Here is a 14975-nt window from a genome sequence, read left to right as displayed (position 1 = left end):
CCAATGATACAAAAAAAGTGCCGATGAAATCGGCACGGTTTTGGGTCGGTTAGTTCTAATGAGTTCGAAAAAAGCCTCCCTTCGGTGAGGGGAGGGAGACGAAACCCGTTAGGCCGTTTCCGTTGCAGTTTCGCTCAATTTCTCACTCACACCTTCGGCCATACGCACCATGGCATTCAACAATACCGAACAACCGGCTTCGCATTCTTCCGGTGTTGTGCTCTCAATTTCGTTGTGACTGATGCCATTCAGGCAGGGGGTGAAAATCATGCTGGTGGGCGCGAAATCCGAGACATAACAGGCATCGTGGCCGGCCCCGGCAATGATATCCATGTGGCTGTAACCCAGGTCTTGGGTGGCGCCACGCACGGCGGAGATGCAGTTTTCGTCAAAGGCAATCGGCTCGTAGTACCAGAACGGGTCGAGGTCGATTTCAACACCGCGCTCTTCGCAAAGCTCTTTGACAAAGGCTTTCAGTTCCGCATCCATTTGCGTGAGTTCTTCATCGATTGGGTGGCGCAGATCGATGCTCATGCTGACTTCACCAGGAATAGTATTGCGGGAGTTCGGTGTCACCTGAACAAACCCAACGGTACCGCAACCGGGTTTGTGCGCTTTGGCAATGGCTTCCACTTTCTGGATGAGCTGAGTGCTCGCAAGTAGGGCATCGGTCCGCAAATGCATGGGCGTTGTACCGGCATGAGATTCCTGTCCTTTAATGACCGCATTAAACCAACGCTGGCCCTGACCGCCGGTGACCACCCCAATCTGTTTCTCTTCCGCTTCTAAATACGGGCCCTGTTCAATGTGGGTTTCAAAAAACGCGTGGTATTGTCGGTTCCCCGCTGGGACATCACCGGCGAAACCGATTCGCTCCAGCTCATCACCCAAACGTAATCCGTCTACGTCGACTTTATCCAAGATTTCCTGCAGTGCGAAACGCCCCGAGACCACACCGGAACCCATCATGGCGGGTGCGAAACGCGACCCTTCTTCGTTGGTCCATACAGAAATTTCAATCGGGTGCTTGGTTTCAATGCCGTGGTCATTTAAAGAGCGCACCACTTCGAGGCCGGACAACACACCAAAGACGCCATCGAATTTTCCACCGCTGGGTTGGGTGTCCAGGTGGCTGCCGGTGCCGACTGGTGGCAGGCTCATAGCCGTACCAGGGCGCACGCAAAAGATATTGCCAATCTCATCGACGGTGACGCTACAACCGGCTTCTTTCGCCCATTTTATGTAGAGTTCACGTCCTTGTTTATCGAGGTCGGTTAACGCAAGACGACGACAGCCGCCTTTCTCTGTCGCACCAATTTTAGCCATTTCCATCAGGCTGTCCCACAACCGTTCACCATTAATCTGATAAGTCTTCATAGCTCACTCCGCGTTTCTGTCGAACGAACGAATTCTTTATAACAACGAATTCGCTCTGCAATCTATTGACCAATTGGACAAAAGATAACAATAAAAAAAGTAAGTGATTGTTTCTTAAAGAGAAAAGTTTCAAGCGCCTTTCCAGATTGCTTATGGATTTGATTTATCTGGAACGGCAACGATGGCAAAGCGCACCAAAGGCGAATCATAACGCCCTAACATGGGTCAATTTCTAAACAGTTTTTATCCGAATCAAAAAACCATCGCGGTAAAGGTTATTGACTCTTTTCCGCGGTTTAACTGAAGAAAGAAAAATTTTTAATAACGTTTTGTCCAGTTGGTCAAATGATTGCATAGGTCAGAATCAGAAAGATCGGCACGACACCAAGCGTGTTGCAAAAACAAAACGAAAGGGGATTGCACCATGGGCCTACTGATTACCGGCGGAAAATTGTCAACGCAGATACGTCTGTATTTGCGGATGTGTATTGTGAAGATGGCATCATTCACGAAGTCGGTAACGACCTTTCTGTCCCAGACGGAACGACCGTGATCGATGCTGCTGGTAAATTGGTGATGCCCGGCGGTATCGATCCGCATACACACATGCAGTTGCCATTCATGGGGACGGTCGCCAGTGAAGATTTTTACACCGGCACCGCAGCGGGTCTTGCCGGTGGCACCACCATGATCATCGACTTTGTCATTCCTAATCCTCAGCAGCCGTTGATGGAAGCGTATCAAACCTGGCGTGAATGGGCGTCACGTTCGGTCGCCGATTACACCTTTCATGTTGCAGTGACCTGGTGGGACGATTCGGTTTATGAAGACATGGGCACGTTGGTGAACGAATACGGCGTGAACAGCTTCAAACATTTTATGGCGTATAAGAACGCGATCATGGCACCGGATGAAACCTTGGTGAACAGCTTCAGTCGTTGTCTTGAACTGGGGGCGATGCCAACCGTTCATGCTGAAAACGGCGAGCTGGTGTATCACCTGCAACGCAAACTGATTGAAGCCGGGTTTACCGGCCCGGAAGCGCATCCACTGTCTCGTCCAAGTCAGGTCGAAGGTGAAGCGGCGAACCGCGCGATTCGCATTGCGCAATCGATTGGCGTGCCGCTGTATCTGGTGCACGTCTCTTGCGAAGAAGCCGTTAACGAAATTGCACGCGCTCGTCATGAAGGGCAGCGGGTGTACGGTGAAGTTCTGGCCGGACATTTGGAACTGGATGACAGCGTTTATCAGAGTAAAGACTGGGCAACGGCGGCGGCGCATGTCATGAGCCCTCCGTTCCGGCCTAAAGGTCACCAGGAAGTACTTTGGAAAGCCTTGCAAGGCGGTACGTTGCAAACCACAGCAACCGACCATTGCTGCTTCTGTGAAGAACAGAAAGCCGCCGGCAAAGATGACTTCTCAAAAATTCCGAACGGTACGGCCGGCATTGAAGATCGCATGATGATTCTTTGGGATTCTGGTGTGAACAAAGGTCGTTTAACTGAGAACGAATTTGTCGCCGTCGCGTCAGCGAACACCGCGAAGATTTTCAATATTTATCCGCGTAAAGGGTGCATCGCTAAAGGTGCCGATGCCGACATCGTGATCTGGGATGCCAATAAAGAGCACACCATTTCCGCCAAGACGCACCACCAGAACATCGATTTTAATATTTTTGAAGGCCGCACCGTAAAAGGTTCCGTCGATACCACCATCAGTCAGGGCAAGGTGGTGTTTGCCGATGGTCAGCTGACCGTCACCGAAGGTGCAGGGCGTTATATCGAGCGTCCGGCATTCCCAACTGTGTATGAGGCCGTCAAAAAGTATAACGAGCAGCACCAACCGGTGGCTGTCGAGCGTTAATCTGATTCGGACTGAGGCATGAGCATGCAATTAGCTGTGAAAGAAACCGAACCGGCGGTCGAGGCAGTCAGCCATCGGAAAATGATTGAAATTGACGATCTGTCACTGGTCTTTCAAACCAATGATGGACCGGTGCACGCACTGTCCGATATTAATCTGACCATTCGTCAGGGCGATTTTGTCTCGTTTATCGGACCCTCCGGCTGCGGTAAAACAACGCTGTTACGGGTCATCGCCGATCTGGAGCGGCAAACCGCCGGTTCCATTAAAGTCGATGGCACCAGCCCGGAAGACGCGCGCAAGAACCGTCTGTATGGCTACGTATTTCAGGCACCGGCGCTGTTGCCCTGGCGCACCATTGCCAAAAATTGCGCGGTACCCATGGAAATCAGTGGGCAGTCGGCGGCGCATCAGACCAGCCAGATCGATAAGTATCTGACTATGGTCGGCTTACAGGATTTTCATCAGAAATATCCCTGGCAGCTCTCCGGTGGGATGCAGCAGCGCGCGTCCATTGCGCGAGCCTTGTGCATTGAACCGGAACTGATGCTCATGGACGAACCCTTTGGCGCGCTCGATGAAATCACCCGCGACCATATGAACATGGAGCTGCTGAAAATCTGGGAGCAGACCAAGAAAACGGTAGTGTTTGTGACGCACTCCATTGCCGAAGCAGTGCTGTTGTCGACCCATATTGTGGTGATGTCACCACGGCCGGGTCGGATTACCAAAGTCATCGAAAGTCCGTTACCGAAATTGAAAACACTCGCCTTGCGCGATACCGAAGCCTTTCATCAGCTGGCGGCCGAGATTCGTGCCGCGCTGGCCGATGAGCACGCCATCGACTGAAACAGGAGCGACTTATGCAAACCCCATTGCATCACCGCTCCTGGTTTGCGGTGCTATCAACGGTGATTGCCGTCATCGCGATCTGGTATCTGGCGGCATTATGGTTAAACGGTCAGCAGTTGATTAAAACCTACGAACGGAAAAATCAGAGCTGGCAACTGACGGACATTGTTCAGCAGGCCTATGCGGTTAAACGCCCCATGTTACCGCCGCCGCATCAGGTGGTTCAGGAGTGGGTGAAGACGGTGTTTCAAACCAAACCCAGTTCTAAGCGTTCACTGGTGTTTCATACCATCGTGACGTTGCAGTCCACCTTGTTGGGGTTTGCGCTGGGCACGGTGTTGGGCATTTTGATTGCCGTCGGCATTGTGCATAACCGGACGCTAGAGTCGAGCTTTATGCCTTGGGTGATTGCCAGTCAGACCATCCCGATTTTGGCGATTGCACCGATCATCGTTGTGGTGCTCGGCGCGATGAGCATTACCGGTATTTTTCCGAAAGCGGTCATTGCCATGTACCTGTCGTTTTTCCCGGTCACCATTGGCATGGTGAAAGGTTTACGCTCCGCCGACCGTCTGCACATGGAACTGATGCAAACCTACTTTGCATCGTCCAGTCAGTTGTTCTGGAAGGTTCGCTGGTATTCGGCACAACCCTATTTGTTTGCCAGTTTGAAAATCGCCATCGCCTCCGCGTTGGTCGGTGCCATTGTCGCCGAGCTGCCCACCGGATCGCAGGGCGGTTTAGGCGCACGGTTGCTCAGCGGCTCATATTACGGCCAAACCGTGCAGATCTGGTCGGCACTGTTGATGGCGTCGTTGCTGGGAGCCTCCTTGGTGTTTTGTGTCTCCGTTCTGGAAAAACTGATGTTGCGTAAGCGGGGGTATCAGGCATGAAGTCGACTCTATTGACGGCCTTGAGTGTGCTGATTGTGTTGGTACAGGTCGGTGCTTCCCTTACGTTAAGTGAAGGCTTTATGACGGCCGCACCAGCCTGGTGGCTGCTGTTGATTTTCTTTGTTGCGTCAGCCACGCGGTTAATGAATGAGATGACACGATGGTTGGATGCGCAACCGAATGCGAATCGACTGTTTAAACTGGTGGTGCCTGGTTTGTTTGCCGTAGTGCTGCTAACGATCTGGCAAACCCTGACGCGCGGCTACAGTGTGCCCTCCGTTCTGTTGCCCGCGCCGAGCGATATAGTGCTGGCGTTGTTCAACAACGGGCCGGTGTTATGGGCGGACTTTAAACAGACGTTCTTAAAAGCAGTTTTGGCCGGGTATGTCATCGGCTGTGTGTCCGGTTTTATTGTGGCGCAGTTGGCGGTCAAAAGCCGGTTTCTCGAACTCGGGCTGGTGCCGTTGGGGAACTTCGTCTCGGCGATTCCGATTGTCGGTATCGCGCCCATCATGGTGATGTGGTTTGGGTTTGACTGGCCATCGAAAGCGGCGGTTATTGTGGTCATGACGTTCTTCCCGATGTTCATTAACACCTTGACCGGGCTGCAATCGGTCGATGCACTGCATAAAGACCTGATGCACACCTACGCTGCAAAAAGCGCGCAAAAATTTACCACAACGCAGTTACCGCAAGCGCTGCCTTACATTTTTAATGCCTTAAAAATTAACGCCACGCTGGCCCTTATTGGCGCCATTGTCGCGGAATTTTTTGGTACGCCCATTGTTGGAATGGGTTTCAGAATTTCGACCGAAGTCGGTCGGATGAATATGGACATGGTCTGGGCCACCATCGTGGTTGCCGCCCTGGCCGGGTCCATCAGCTATGGTGCGTTGGCTTTGTTGGAGCGTCGTTTGCTGTTCTGGCATGCATCCGTGCGCAATGCTCAGCCTTAACAACACACCGTTAATCAGGAAATCGACGAGGAACTCTGCATGAAAAAAATGATAGCAAGCCTGGCCGTTGGCGCAGCAATAACCGCGGGTACGCTCGCGCATGCGGCGGATCAACTGACACTGCAACTGAAGTGGGTGACACAGGCGCAATTTGCCGGCTATTACGTCGCACTGGAAAAAGGATTTTACGAAGACGAAGGAATCGACCTGACCATTAAGCCTGGCGGTCCGGACATCGCGCCTGCGCAAGTATTGGCCGGTGGCGGTGCAGATGTCATCGTCGATTGGATGCCGTCAGCGTTGGCAACCCGGGAAAAAGGCCTGGGTATGGTGAACATCGGGCAGATATACGGTAAGTCCGGCATGATGCTCACGTGTTTAAAATCCAGCGGTATTGCCAGTCCTGAAGATTTTGGTGGCAAAACCCTCGGCGTTTGGTTTTTCGGTAACGAGTATCCGTTCCTGAGCTGGATGTCCAAACTCGGTTATGAAACCAATGGCGGTGACGGCGTGACCGTGTTGAAGCAGGGCTTTAACGTAGACCCGATTTTCCAGGGTCAGGCCGACTGCGTTTCGACCATGACATACAACGAGTACGGTCAGGTGCTGGACGGTGGACTGACACCGGATGAACTGATTCTGTTCAAATACGAAGACGAAGGTGTAGCGACGCTGGAAGATGGCTTGTACGTGATGGAAGACACGTTGGAAGATCCGGCCAAAGTGGACGCCTACGCGAAGTTCCTGAAAGCCAGTATTGCCGGTTGGGAATGGGCGAAGGAAAATCCTGAAGAAGCGGCCATGATTGTTCTGGAATACGACGATACCGGCGCCCAGACAGAAGATCATCAGGTTCGTATGATGACCGAAGTCGCCAAGCTGTTGAGTGCCAGCGATAAAGGCATTGGCTACCTGGAACCCGAAGCTTATCAGCGCACCGTCGATGTTCTGTTGAGCAGCGATTCTGCACCGGTGATTACCAAAGAGCCGGAAGGTGCCTATACGCACGTCGTGTTTGACGCGGCCATGGCGCTGTAAAGAACACTTCAGTACTTTCAAGTAAGCGAAGCGTTGCGGAGCTGAGTTGCCAACTGGCATTCAGCTTCGTTTCGCTTCCAAACCTACCGAGTTCCTTCCAATACCTTCAGATAAACCGACAGGGCAGCGACCACTTTATCGTTCAAGGCAAACACCGGCATCGGTGCAAGCCTCTGCCACCTTTCCGTTGTGTTTACTGAGCAATGATAGAAAGCGACTGAAACCGATAAAACGAATTCTGTTCGAAGCCGCGACCCGTCATCAGGCGCTGAAATCCAGGCGGTAACCGGCCGTTGCCCGTGTTTACCGCCGGCGGGTGCGGAATCGAGCAGGATGGCTCGTCGCAATGACCTTTGGGCGATGTTAAACCGTGGTATCTTATGTGAGTCTTAATTACACAGCGCCTGCGCCCGCCCGATCGGAAACGCAGAGTGAGACTGTTCAGCTCATAGAGAAAAGGTCGTTATGTCGTCTACCGATGAATCCGACACCGATAAACCGTCATCGCCATCCTCCAGTGACGGCCAGCCGGGTATGGCCGCGCGAACGCGGCGGCTAGGCAGCCAACTGCGCAAAGTCACAGGCCGCATTGTGAAACCCGGCCGCAACCCGGAAATCGACCAGATTAAAGCGATCAAACCGGAATTCCTGCCGACCTTATGGCTGCTCGGGAAAACGGGGGCTGGCAAGTCGTCGCTGATCAAGGCCGTGACCGGCATCGACCGGATCGAGATCGGTCTCGGTTTCAGGCCATGTACCGATCGCTCCTACCATTACGACTTTCCGAGCGATAAACCGGTGTGCCGTTTTATCGATACCCGCGGTCTGGGTGAAGCCGACTATGACGCCACAGAAGACATTGACGCTCTGAGCCTCAATGCCAATGCCGTGGTGCTGGTGATGAAACTGGACGAACCCGAGCAGAGCGCCGTGCTGGCCGCATTAAAACAGGTGCGTGCTTCGAAAAAGGTCAACCAGGTGTTGCTGGTGCATACCGGAAAAGCGAGCCTCGGCAGCACCGAAGAACTGGCATCCTGCAGGGCTTACAACCAGCGCCAGGTTGAATCGGTGTGGGGCAAACCCGTTGAGAGTGTGGCCGTGGAACTGGATGATGAGCACAGTGCTGCCGAAGACAGCGATCATCGCGATCTGATCGCCAAGCTGAGCGAGTTCCTGCCGATTGTCGCCTTCCTGCACAGTGAAACCACCGCCGCCGACAGCGAGCATAAAAGCTTTAAGGTCATGCAGAAGGAGCTGCTCTGGTACGCAACAGCAGCCGGTTCGAGCGATGCGTTTCCGGCGGTGGGTCTGGTCTCGGTGCCGGTACTGCAAACTAAAATGCTGCACAGTATTGCCGAGCACTACGGTGTGCCTTGGGGCAAAAAAGAAATGGCAGAGCTGATGGCGACGCTGGGCGCGGGCTTCGGCGTTCAGTACTCGGTGAAACTGGGTCTGAGGCAACTGGTGAAGTTTATTCCGGTTTATGGCCAGACCATCGGCGCGGCATCGGCTGCGGCGATCAGCTTCAGTTCGACCTTCGCGCTCGGGCGTCTCGGATGCCTGTACATGTATCATAAAAGCCGCAACGAACCCGTCTCTGCCGAAGAGCTGAAAAAGGCTTACCAGGACGCATTTGCCAGTGTCAGAGGAGTGTCTGGTTTTGACGAAAACCACCCGGATCACTAAAACGTTACTCAGTGACACCCGTTGGCTGCTGCCGTTCCTGCTGTTCGGACTCATTGCCCCGGTGTTAACACTGTTGGTGTTCGGCATGATTTATGTGATTCAGAATGGTCACTGGCTGATGTTACTGGTGATTTTTGTCGCCACGTTTCTGATTGGTTACCTGATGTCTGTCGTGATTCACTACCGGCAAATGAAATCGGTCGATCAGTCCGTCCAAGACATGAGCATTGAGGCGTCTGAAAACTGGAGCGAGTTTGATCATTCGGTGTGGCAGGCACAGAACATCTGGCTGGAAGAGCAACTCAAAGCCAGCTCAGAATGGACCGAACTGTTACCGGTGGCTCAAACGCTGCTGCAGAATATTGCGCACGCCTACAACAAAGGGGATTTTGATTTCTCGGTGGTCGAAACACTGGCGTTGATTGAAGAGATCAGCCGGCGTTACCGGGTTGAGATCCGCGAGAGCCTGCCATTTGTCGAGAATCTAAAGCTGTCATACGTCAAGTACGGCTACGACAAACGGGAGACACTGAAAACCGGTTTGTCCGCCTACAAGGTCATGTCCGACGCGCATCGCATCTATCGGTTATTGAACCCGGTATCGGCCGTCACCGGAGAAATCCGACGGGCGATATTTGGGGACTTGTTTAATAAAATAAACTCGGCCTCGCAGATGAAACTGAAAAAGTATCTGCTGCAGGAAGTCGCATCGGTCGGCATCGATCTGTACAGCGGGCGTTTCGTGATTTCAGACAGTGAACTGGTGCCCAGCGAAGTCGCCAATGCCGATAAGCAACGTCAGGCACCAGCGCTCGAACCTTTGCGGCTTTGTCTGGTCGGGCAGGTCAGTTCCGGTAAATCGTCGGTCGTGAATGCCTTAACGCAGTCGGTGGATGCCGAGGTCAACCGATTACCGTCTACCGACAGGGTGGTGACCTACCAGTGCCGGAAACACAATGCCGACACCGAGCCGAACAACACCGAGCCCGATGACGGAACGGACGTTTTAACCTTGGTTGATCTGCCGGGCCTGGACGGTCAGCAGAAAACCAGCGATCGGGTGTTGAGCGAAGTGGTCAACGCCGACGTTGTCCTGTGGCTGCTGAAAGCCAATCAACCTTCCAGAGCCCTGGATGTCGAGTTCAAAGCACAGTTGGACGACTACTTTCAACAGCCTGCCAACCGCTCCCGTCGGCGACCGGTGGTCATCGGCGTGCTGAATCAGATCGATCTGCTTAAACCGGCCAGCGAATGGCAGCCACCCTACGATTACGAGCAACCGAAAAGCCTCAAGGAGCGACTGATTGCCGACGCGCTCGCCTACAATGCCGAACAGCTCAACCTGCAAACGCTTATCCCCGTTTGCGTGGCCGAGCAGAAAACGCATTTTAATACCGAGTTACTGATGTCGCTGATCAATGAGCATTATGCCGACGGGGTGCAGATTCAACTGAACCGACGTCGCTTGTCGAGCGACAACCGGGCCAGTATGAAAAAGCAACTGCAACGAGCCGGTCGGTTAAGCCAGTCGCTCTTTAAAGTGATGAAAGAAGGTCACCCGAGAGGGTGATCACTTTTTGGCACTTGGCCTGCTATTTGGCAGAGCTTCAATCCGCTGCAATTTTTACTGGCCTGCCGAATGGCGAATACCCCCTTTCTACGCACCCCCAACCAGGATCGGACCCGATCTATTCATTCTTTTTCAAAGCCTCATAACACTAAGAGCAGAAACGTCTTTTGACATCAATCATGCAAAGCAGTGATGGGTGACTTTATGGGGATCGCCGGATATATGGGCGCAAGCACGAAAACATGGGAGTGAAGAAACTAAGTAATTGAATTACAAAGCATTCGGGTCAGTACTATGAGGCTTACAGGCACGCATGTATCTGAAATAAATGAGCACCCGCTAATTTTTAGGTGTGCCAAATTGACATGTATCTGTAGAGGTCGCAGTATGACAGGGGAACAGTGTTATGAGCCTAAAATTAAGAGATGTATATGCAGAGCAGGAATATTTGGGCGGTGGCCTATGAAGAAACTGTTAAGGTTTTAGTATGAAAAGGGTTTTATTGCTAATCATATTGCTAGCTCTAAGTAAGGTTCTAGCGGCAGTTGCACTGGAACAATTAGATTATGTCGGTACTTGGGAGTCAGTACAGGGGCAAGCGGAATTAACGGTGAACATCAGTTCCGATTTAAGTGGCCAATTTATTAGAAGCGATATTGGTGAAAAAACTCAACGAATACCTTTTACCTCTAGTAATGTGATTTTTCATGATGACTTAATAATTATAGATTTATATGTGGAAAAGGTACCTGAGTTGGTTTATCGGCTAGTTTTATCTGGCTGGAAATCAGGAGATACAACTCGAGCTTACGGCTATTTGTATCTATACGACGGATTTGGGCGGCCATTTAATGGTATGCCTACGACACTAGATAAAAAACATTAACAATCATAGGCACAGCGACTCGTAAACTCGCGCGTGCTATAGGCGTTATGTGCCCGAGTTACCCAAAATTAGTAGACACCTTCTATAGTTAGATAGGAGGTGCATTATGGCACGCAAGAAAACCCAAGCGTATTCTGAAGAGTTTCGCAAAGAAGCTGTCAGAAGAGCTCAGAAAAAAGGGAGCACCGCAGCGTCTGTCGCTAAAGAGCTAGGTGTTAGTCCCCAACAAATTTATAACTGGAAACGTCAGTTTAATCGTTTATCAGACAAACAGTTCAACTCTGTGGATGGCGTCGATTATTCTAAGAAAGAATCCTCGGAAATGCGTAAACTCAGGAAAAAGAACGCCGAACTTGAAAAAGAAATCGAATTCTTAAAAAGGCTGCGGCGTACTTTGCGAACCAGCAAGAGTGAAGTACGCTGTTATTCATGAGTATCTCGGCCGATACTCCGTTGTTTTGATGTGTCGTGTGCTGGGTGTTTCGCGGTCGGGCTATTATCGTTGGCGGGACCGTCCGATAAGCGAGCAAGCACAGCGGGGTGAGCGGTTAGAAGCTCAGGTTGTCGAGACGTTCGAGGCCTTTAAAGCACGCTATGGCGCTCCCAGACTGGCCGCAGAGCTCAAAGCGATGAAAGTTCCATGTTGTCGAAACACCATCGCTAAAATCCTTGCCAGCCGTGCCATACGGGCGCGGAACGGGAAAGCCTTCACCTATCGTCAGCACGCTCTCACGATGACTAACGTGGCCGATAATGAGTTGCGTCGGAAGTTCCAGGTCGAGCGAATCAATCAAAAATGGACCAGTGATATTACCTATATCTGGCATGAAGATCGTTGGCTGTACTTAGCCACGGTCATGGATCTGTGTTCACGAAAAATCGTGGGTTGGGCCCTCGACAGCAGCATGACCATAGAGCTAGTACGAATCGCTCTGGAAATGGCCCTGGCACGCCGAAAACCAACCGAACCCGTCATACTCCATTCGGATAGAGGCGTGCAATATCGCAGTCGAGAGTATCAGGACTTTGCCCGCGCGCATGGCTTGCAGCTGAGCATGAGCCGAAAAGGCAATTGTTGGGATAATGCGCCGATGGAGTCTTTCTATAGCCGGCTGAAAGTGGAGCTGATCCACGGTACAGAATATCGCTCGAAAAATGAGCTAAGGTCGAGTATCTTTGAGTACATCGAAATCTTTTATAACCGCCAACGACGGCATTCTGGATTGAACTATGTCAGTCCTGAAGAGTTTGAGCAGAATCTGTTAGTGGCATAGCAAGGGGTGTCTACTTTTTGTGGGTAACACCAATATGTTTATAATGTTGGTCAACTACTAAAAACTGAGTTTTTCTCATCTTCCCTTTTTGAGCAAGTGATTGTTCTTACCCATAGCTTATATTTTTTCTATGAGCTCGCAGACACTAATCACAAACGTAGAAAAGAAAATCAGAAACTATTTCGTCTATCAAAAAATGATGAGGGATCGAATATTAAACCCATGAAATATGAGGAGATTCAAAATGACTATCACTCATATTGGACTATTGTAAACGATAAGAACCAACCACCGGCTCTCATTGCAAACTGTATGAGAAATATAATCGAGTATTTCTTTAACTTTGTCCAAAAGGCAGATTTAAGTAACGTGGTACAAATGCCTGAGCTTCAAGACAATAAGTTTCAATCATTTTGCCGCTATATCAATAGAGAGTCTCACTCCCTTGGACAAAATATATTCGATTTCAAAGAATTTAACTACGATGATTTTAGAGAAGGACTTAGGCTTGTATTTGAGGTTACAGGGTATCCAGAGCATTATGAAAAAATGACAAAGAGTATCTTAGTCGTCTGAAGCCTTAATATGGTGCTGAAGGAATTCAGTCCTAAATTCACCACTATTCTGCGGACTGTAGATTCTCATCCGATCGCCGCTTAACTTTGCGTAAGAAGACAGTTATGTATCCAGCACTTAAATTTTTCTTGTTGTTTGTTCTAATAATGCCCATATCGGCCAACGCTGACTTGTTCGGTATTGGTGAAAGTGGAACAAATGAAGAACTCCAGCACGACCTGGATATCGCAAGGATAAATGACCTCGTACTTATGTCTGGCTATATTCAAGCCTTTAAAGAAAAGACTGGAAGCTATCCTCTACAGGGCGAAGTGCCATTTCCAAACTATGTGTATGTTGCGACGAAGGAACAGAAACAATACACCGAAGGTGGCGGACCTCCTTACTCGCATAAGAACACGCCGGTTAATGAGCTTATCGAAGAGCTTATGACGGTATTGGGTTCTGACATAGAAATACCTTTTGATTTACAAAGAGTTCCTGTAAACAAGCCTAATTTCTACATATATATGGTTCATGGAGATAGCTACTACTTTGCGGTACATCTTCATCATCCACAACAATACGCCAATAAAGTTTCTGATCATTATTACAAAGTTGAAGTAACAAATAACGAAAAAGCTGTTCGTCAGGGCGTTTGGCTTCGAAAAGATCTGTTGAATGATGAAGTATTCTTAAATGACTTATCAAAAACTCCTATAAAGCCAGGCTATACAGAGAGTTTAAGAGTTAAATTAGGTGGCAACACTGCCTTCTAACATGTCGGTGTTTGATGCGCCCCAAAGCACCGCTATTGCAATTAAAAAATCAAAAGTGTCGGCGGTTGACGGCCATGAGCATCGCTCCAAAGGCCACGAACGCTGCGGTCAATACCAGCGCATACGAGTAAGAGCCAAAGTGTTCTACCAGCGCTACGGAATACAGCGGACCTGACACCTGACCAATGCCATAGGCGGTTGTGATCGCGCCCATCACGACAACAGGATGGTGACCGGCCAGTTTACCGCCGAGCGTCATAAACAGCGCCACCAGCGCAACAAAGGTTCCCCCGAAAAGTAAACCGGATAGTAAGTTTAGCCACGGGTTATTGGTCAGTACCGGAATCAGAATCCCAGCGACCTGCAGCAGCATCGTCACGATGATGATGGTCACACTGCCAAACCGATGCGCGGCGCGCATCCATAAAATACAGGAGGGAATCCCGGCTAGCCCCACTGCCGTCCAGGCATAGCCGCCAAAACCCTCCAACCCTTCGAGTGAATTGATGATGTCGGGTAAAAAAGTGCCCTGTACCACCATGCCGAGACCTTCAGTGAAGTAGGCAAACACCAGCACCCAGACGGCACGAGTAAACACTGAGAAGTCGAAAGACGTAGCTTTAGCGGGTTCGGTTCCTGAAGGTTCAACCCTCAAAATGTACATCGAGTAACCGGCGGCAGCCGTTGCCATCAGTGTCAGAATCAACCAGGCGTGTTGCCAGGACCCGCCGAACTGCATCACCAGGCGACTGAGCAGATCCGTCACCAGAATCGAGAAGCCAATGCCGGAGAAGTGAATGCCCATGGCTTTGGTTTTGTCCGCCATATTGAGCTTGGTCATGACAATCGCAGACCCGACAACCAATGCCATGGCAGCACCAAACCCGGCGATGATCCGGGAAACCAACCAGACCCATTCGTCTGTGGTGGTGGCCAGCACCAGGGTTGTCAGCACACACAGCACCATACCGATGCGGAAGAAACGTACTTTGGCATTCAGGTCTTTCAGGAAAATGGCAAAAATGGCACCGGACAGGTAACCCACATAATTCAGGCTTGCCAACACACCCGAAAAGCGCAGCGAGAGGGTGTTCTCAAGCATGGCCGGCAGCAAGGCGGTAAATGCGAAGCGAGCTGCGCCAACGCCGACAATCAGCGCCAGAATGCCCGCGAGCAGAATGGCGATTGGATGGTTGCGATTCAATAGATCCATAATATGGCTTGTTCAAGTGGATGAACGCGCAGT

13 protein-coding genes and 1 pseudogene are annotated in these 14975 nt (G+C 50.8%); 12 read left to right on the top strand and 2 right to left on the bottom strand.

What is annotated here, in order from left to right; genetic code table 11:
- Positions 1 to 108 precede the first annotated feature (108 nt).
- Positions 109 to 1377 carry a Zn-dependent hydrolase gene (locus MED297_RS07825; RefSeq protein WP_008043858.1) on the bottom strand — a complete coding sequence of 423 codons (1269 nt, stop codon included), beginning with the start codon at positions 1375 to 1377 and terminating at the stop codon, positions 109 to 111.
- Positions 1378 to 1767: 390 nt separating this feature from the next.
- On the opposite strand from MED297_RS07825, the gene hydA reads away from it, so the two are divergent.
- The 12 genes and pseudogenes from hydA to MED297_RS07765 all read left to right on the top strand — a co-directional run bounded on the left by hydA (position 1768) and on the right by MED297_RS07765 (position 13729).
- Positions 1768 to 3240: a dihydropyrimidinase gene (hydA, locus tag MED297_RS07820; protein WP_237613421.1), complete on the top strand. Its 1473-nt coding sequence runs from the start codon at positions 1768 to 1770 to the stop codon at positions 3238 to 3240.
- Positions 3241 to 3258: 18 nt separating this feature from the next.
- Complete coding sequence (locus tag MED297_RS07815) at positions 3259 to 4089, top strand: ABC transporter ATP-binding protein (RefSeq protein WP_202594523.1); 831 nt, start codon at positions 3259 to 3261, stop codon at positions 4087 to 4089.
- A gap of 14 nt (positions 4090 to 4103) precedes the next feature.
- Positions 4104 to 4985 (top strand): ABC transporter permease, encoded by an 882-nt coding sequence (locus MED297_RS07810; protein WP_008043855.1) that lies wholly within the window; start codon positions 4104 to 4106, stop codon positions 4983 to 4985.
- Entirely contained in the window at positions 4982 to 5941 is a 960-nt protein-coding gene (locus MED297_RS07805) for an ABC transporter permease (RefSeq protein ID WP_008043854.1), read from the top strand. Before MED297_RS07810 ends, MED297_RS07805 begins: the two co-directional genes overlap by 4 nt.
- A 39-nt stretch (positions 5942 to 5980) precedes the next feature.
- Positions 5981 to 6979: an ABC transporter substrate-binding protein gene (locus MED297_RS07800; protein ID WP_008043852.1), complete on the top strand. Its 999-nt coding sequence runs from the start codon at positions 5981 to 5983 to the stop codon at positions 6977 to 6979.
- Positions 6980 to 7444: 465 nt separating this feature from the next.
- Positions 7445 to 8665, top strand: coding sequence for a YcjF family protein (locus MED297_RS07795; RefSeq protein ID WP_008043849.1), 1221 nt, complete (start codon positions 7445 to 7447; stop codon positions 8663 to 8665).
- Complete coding sequence (locus tag MED297_RS07790; RefSeq protein WP_008043847.1) at positions 8640 to 10235, top strand: GTPase family protein; 1596 nt, start codon at positions 8640 to 8642, stop codon at positions 10233 to 10235. The genes MED297_RS07795 and MED297_RS07790 overlap by 26 nt, the downstream gene beginning before the upstream one ends.
- Before the next feature lie 487 nt (positions 10236 to 10722).
- A complete protein-coding gene (locus tag MED297_RS07785; RefSeq protein ID WP_008043846.1) occupies positions 10723 to 11121 on the top strand; it encodes a hypothetical protein in 399 nt (132 codons plus the stop codon).
- Positions 11122 to 11227: 106 nt separating this feature from the next.
- Complete coding sequence (locus MED297_RS07780) at positions 11228 to 11554, top strand: transposase (RefSeq protein ID WP_008043841.1); 327 nt, start codon at positions 11228 to 11230, stop codon at positions 11552 to 11554.
- Positions 11532 to 12395: an IS3 family transposase gene (locus MED297_RS07775; RefSeq protein WP_040556744.1), complete on the top strand. Its 864-nt coding sequence runs from the start codon at positions 11532 to 11534 to the stop codon at positions 12393 to 12395. The genes MED297_RS07780 and MED297_RS07775 overlap by 23 nt, the downstream gene beginning before the upstream one ends.
- Positions 12396 to 12443: 48 nt before the next feature.
- Positions 12444 to 12971: pseudogene (locus tag MED297_RS07770) on the top strand (AAA family ATPase); the annotation flags it as partial.
- A 104-nt stretch (positions 12972 to 13075) separates the two neighbouring features.
- The gene (locus MED297_RS07765) at positions 13076 to 13729 is read left to right on the top strand and encodes a hypothetical protein (protein WP_008043838.1); all 654 of its coding nucleotides are present in this window, start codon (positions 13076 to 13078) and stop codon (positions 13727 to 13729) included.
- 49 nt (positions 13730 to 13778) lie between these two features.
- Here MED297_RS07765 and MED297_RS07760 read toward each other — a convergent pair whose 3' ends face one another.
- Entirely contained in the window at positions 13779 to 14942 is a 1164-nt protein-coding gene (locus tag MED297_RS07760; RefSeq protein WP_008043837.1) for a YbfB/YjiJ family MFS transporter, read from the bottom strand.
- Between the last annotated feature and the right edge of the window lie 33 nt (positions 14943 to 14975).

The organism is Reinekea blandensis MED297 (assembly GCF_000153185.1).
Taxonomy (GTDB): Bacteria; Pseudomonadota; Gammaproteobacteria; order Pseudomonadales; family Natronospirillaceae; genus Reinekea; species Reinekea blandensis.
The sequence above is the reverse complement of the archived record's forward strand: the minus strand, read 5'-3'. Positions and strand labels throughout refer to the sequence as shown.

Excerpts from the sequence above, each read along its gene's own strand:
- MED297_RS07825 (WP_008043858.1), bottom strand. The coding sequence starts at position 1,377 with ATGAAGACTTATCAGATTAATGGTGAACGGTTGTGGGACAGCCTGATG.
- MED297_RS07765 (WP_008043838.1), top strand. The coding sequence starts at position 13,076 with ATGTATCCAGCACTTAAATTTTTCTTGTTGTTTGTTCTAATAATGCCC.
- MED297_RS07785 (WP_008043846.1), top strand. The coding sequence starts at position 10,723 with ATGAAAAGGGTTTTATTGCTAATCATATTGCTAGCTCTAAGTAAGGTT.
- MED297_RS07780 (WP_008043841.1), top strand. The coding sequence starts at position 11,228 with ATGGCACGCAAGAAAACCCAAGCGTATTCTGAAGAGTTTCGCAAAGAA.
- MED297_RS07800 (WP_008043852.1), top strand. The coding sequence starts at position 5,981 with ATGAAAAAAATGATAGCAAGCCTGGCCGTTGGCGCAGCAATAACCGCG.
- MED297_RS07810 (WP_008043855.1), top strand. The coding sequence starts at position 4,104 with ATGCAAACCCCATTGCATCACCGCTCCTGGTTTGCGGTGCTATCAACG.
- MED297_RS07795 (WP_008043849.1), top strand. The coding sequence starts at position 7,445 with ATGTCGTCTACCGATGAATCCGACACCGATAAACCGTCATCGCCATCC.
- MED297_RS07815 (WP_202594523.1), top strand. The coding sequence starts at position 3,259 with ATGAGCATGCAATTAGCTGTGAAAGAAACCGAACCGGCGGTCGAGGCA.
- MED297_RS07760 (WP_008043837.1), bottom strand. The coding sequence starts at position 14,942 with ATGGATCTATTGAATCGCAACCATCCAATCGCCATTCTGCTCGCGGGC.
- MED297_RS07805 (WP_008043854.1), top strand. The coding sequence starts at position 4,982 with ATGAAGTCGACTCTATTGACGGCCTTGAGTGTGCTGATTGTGTTGGTA.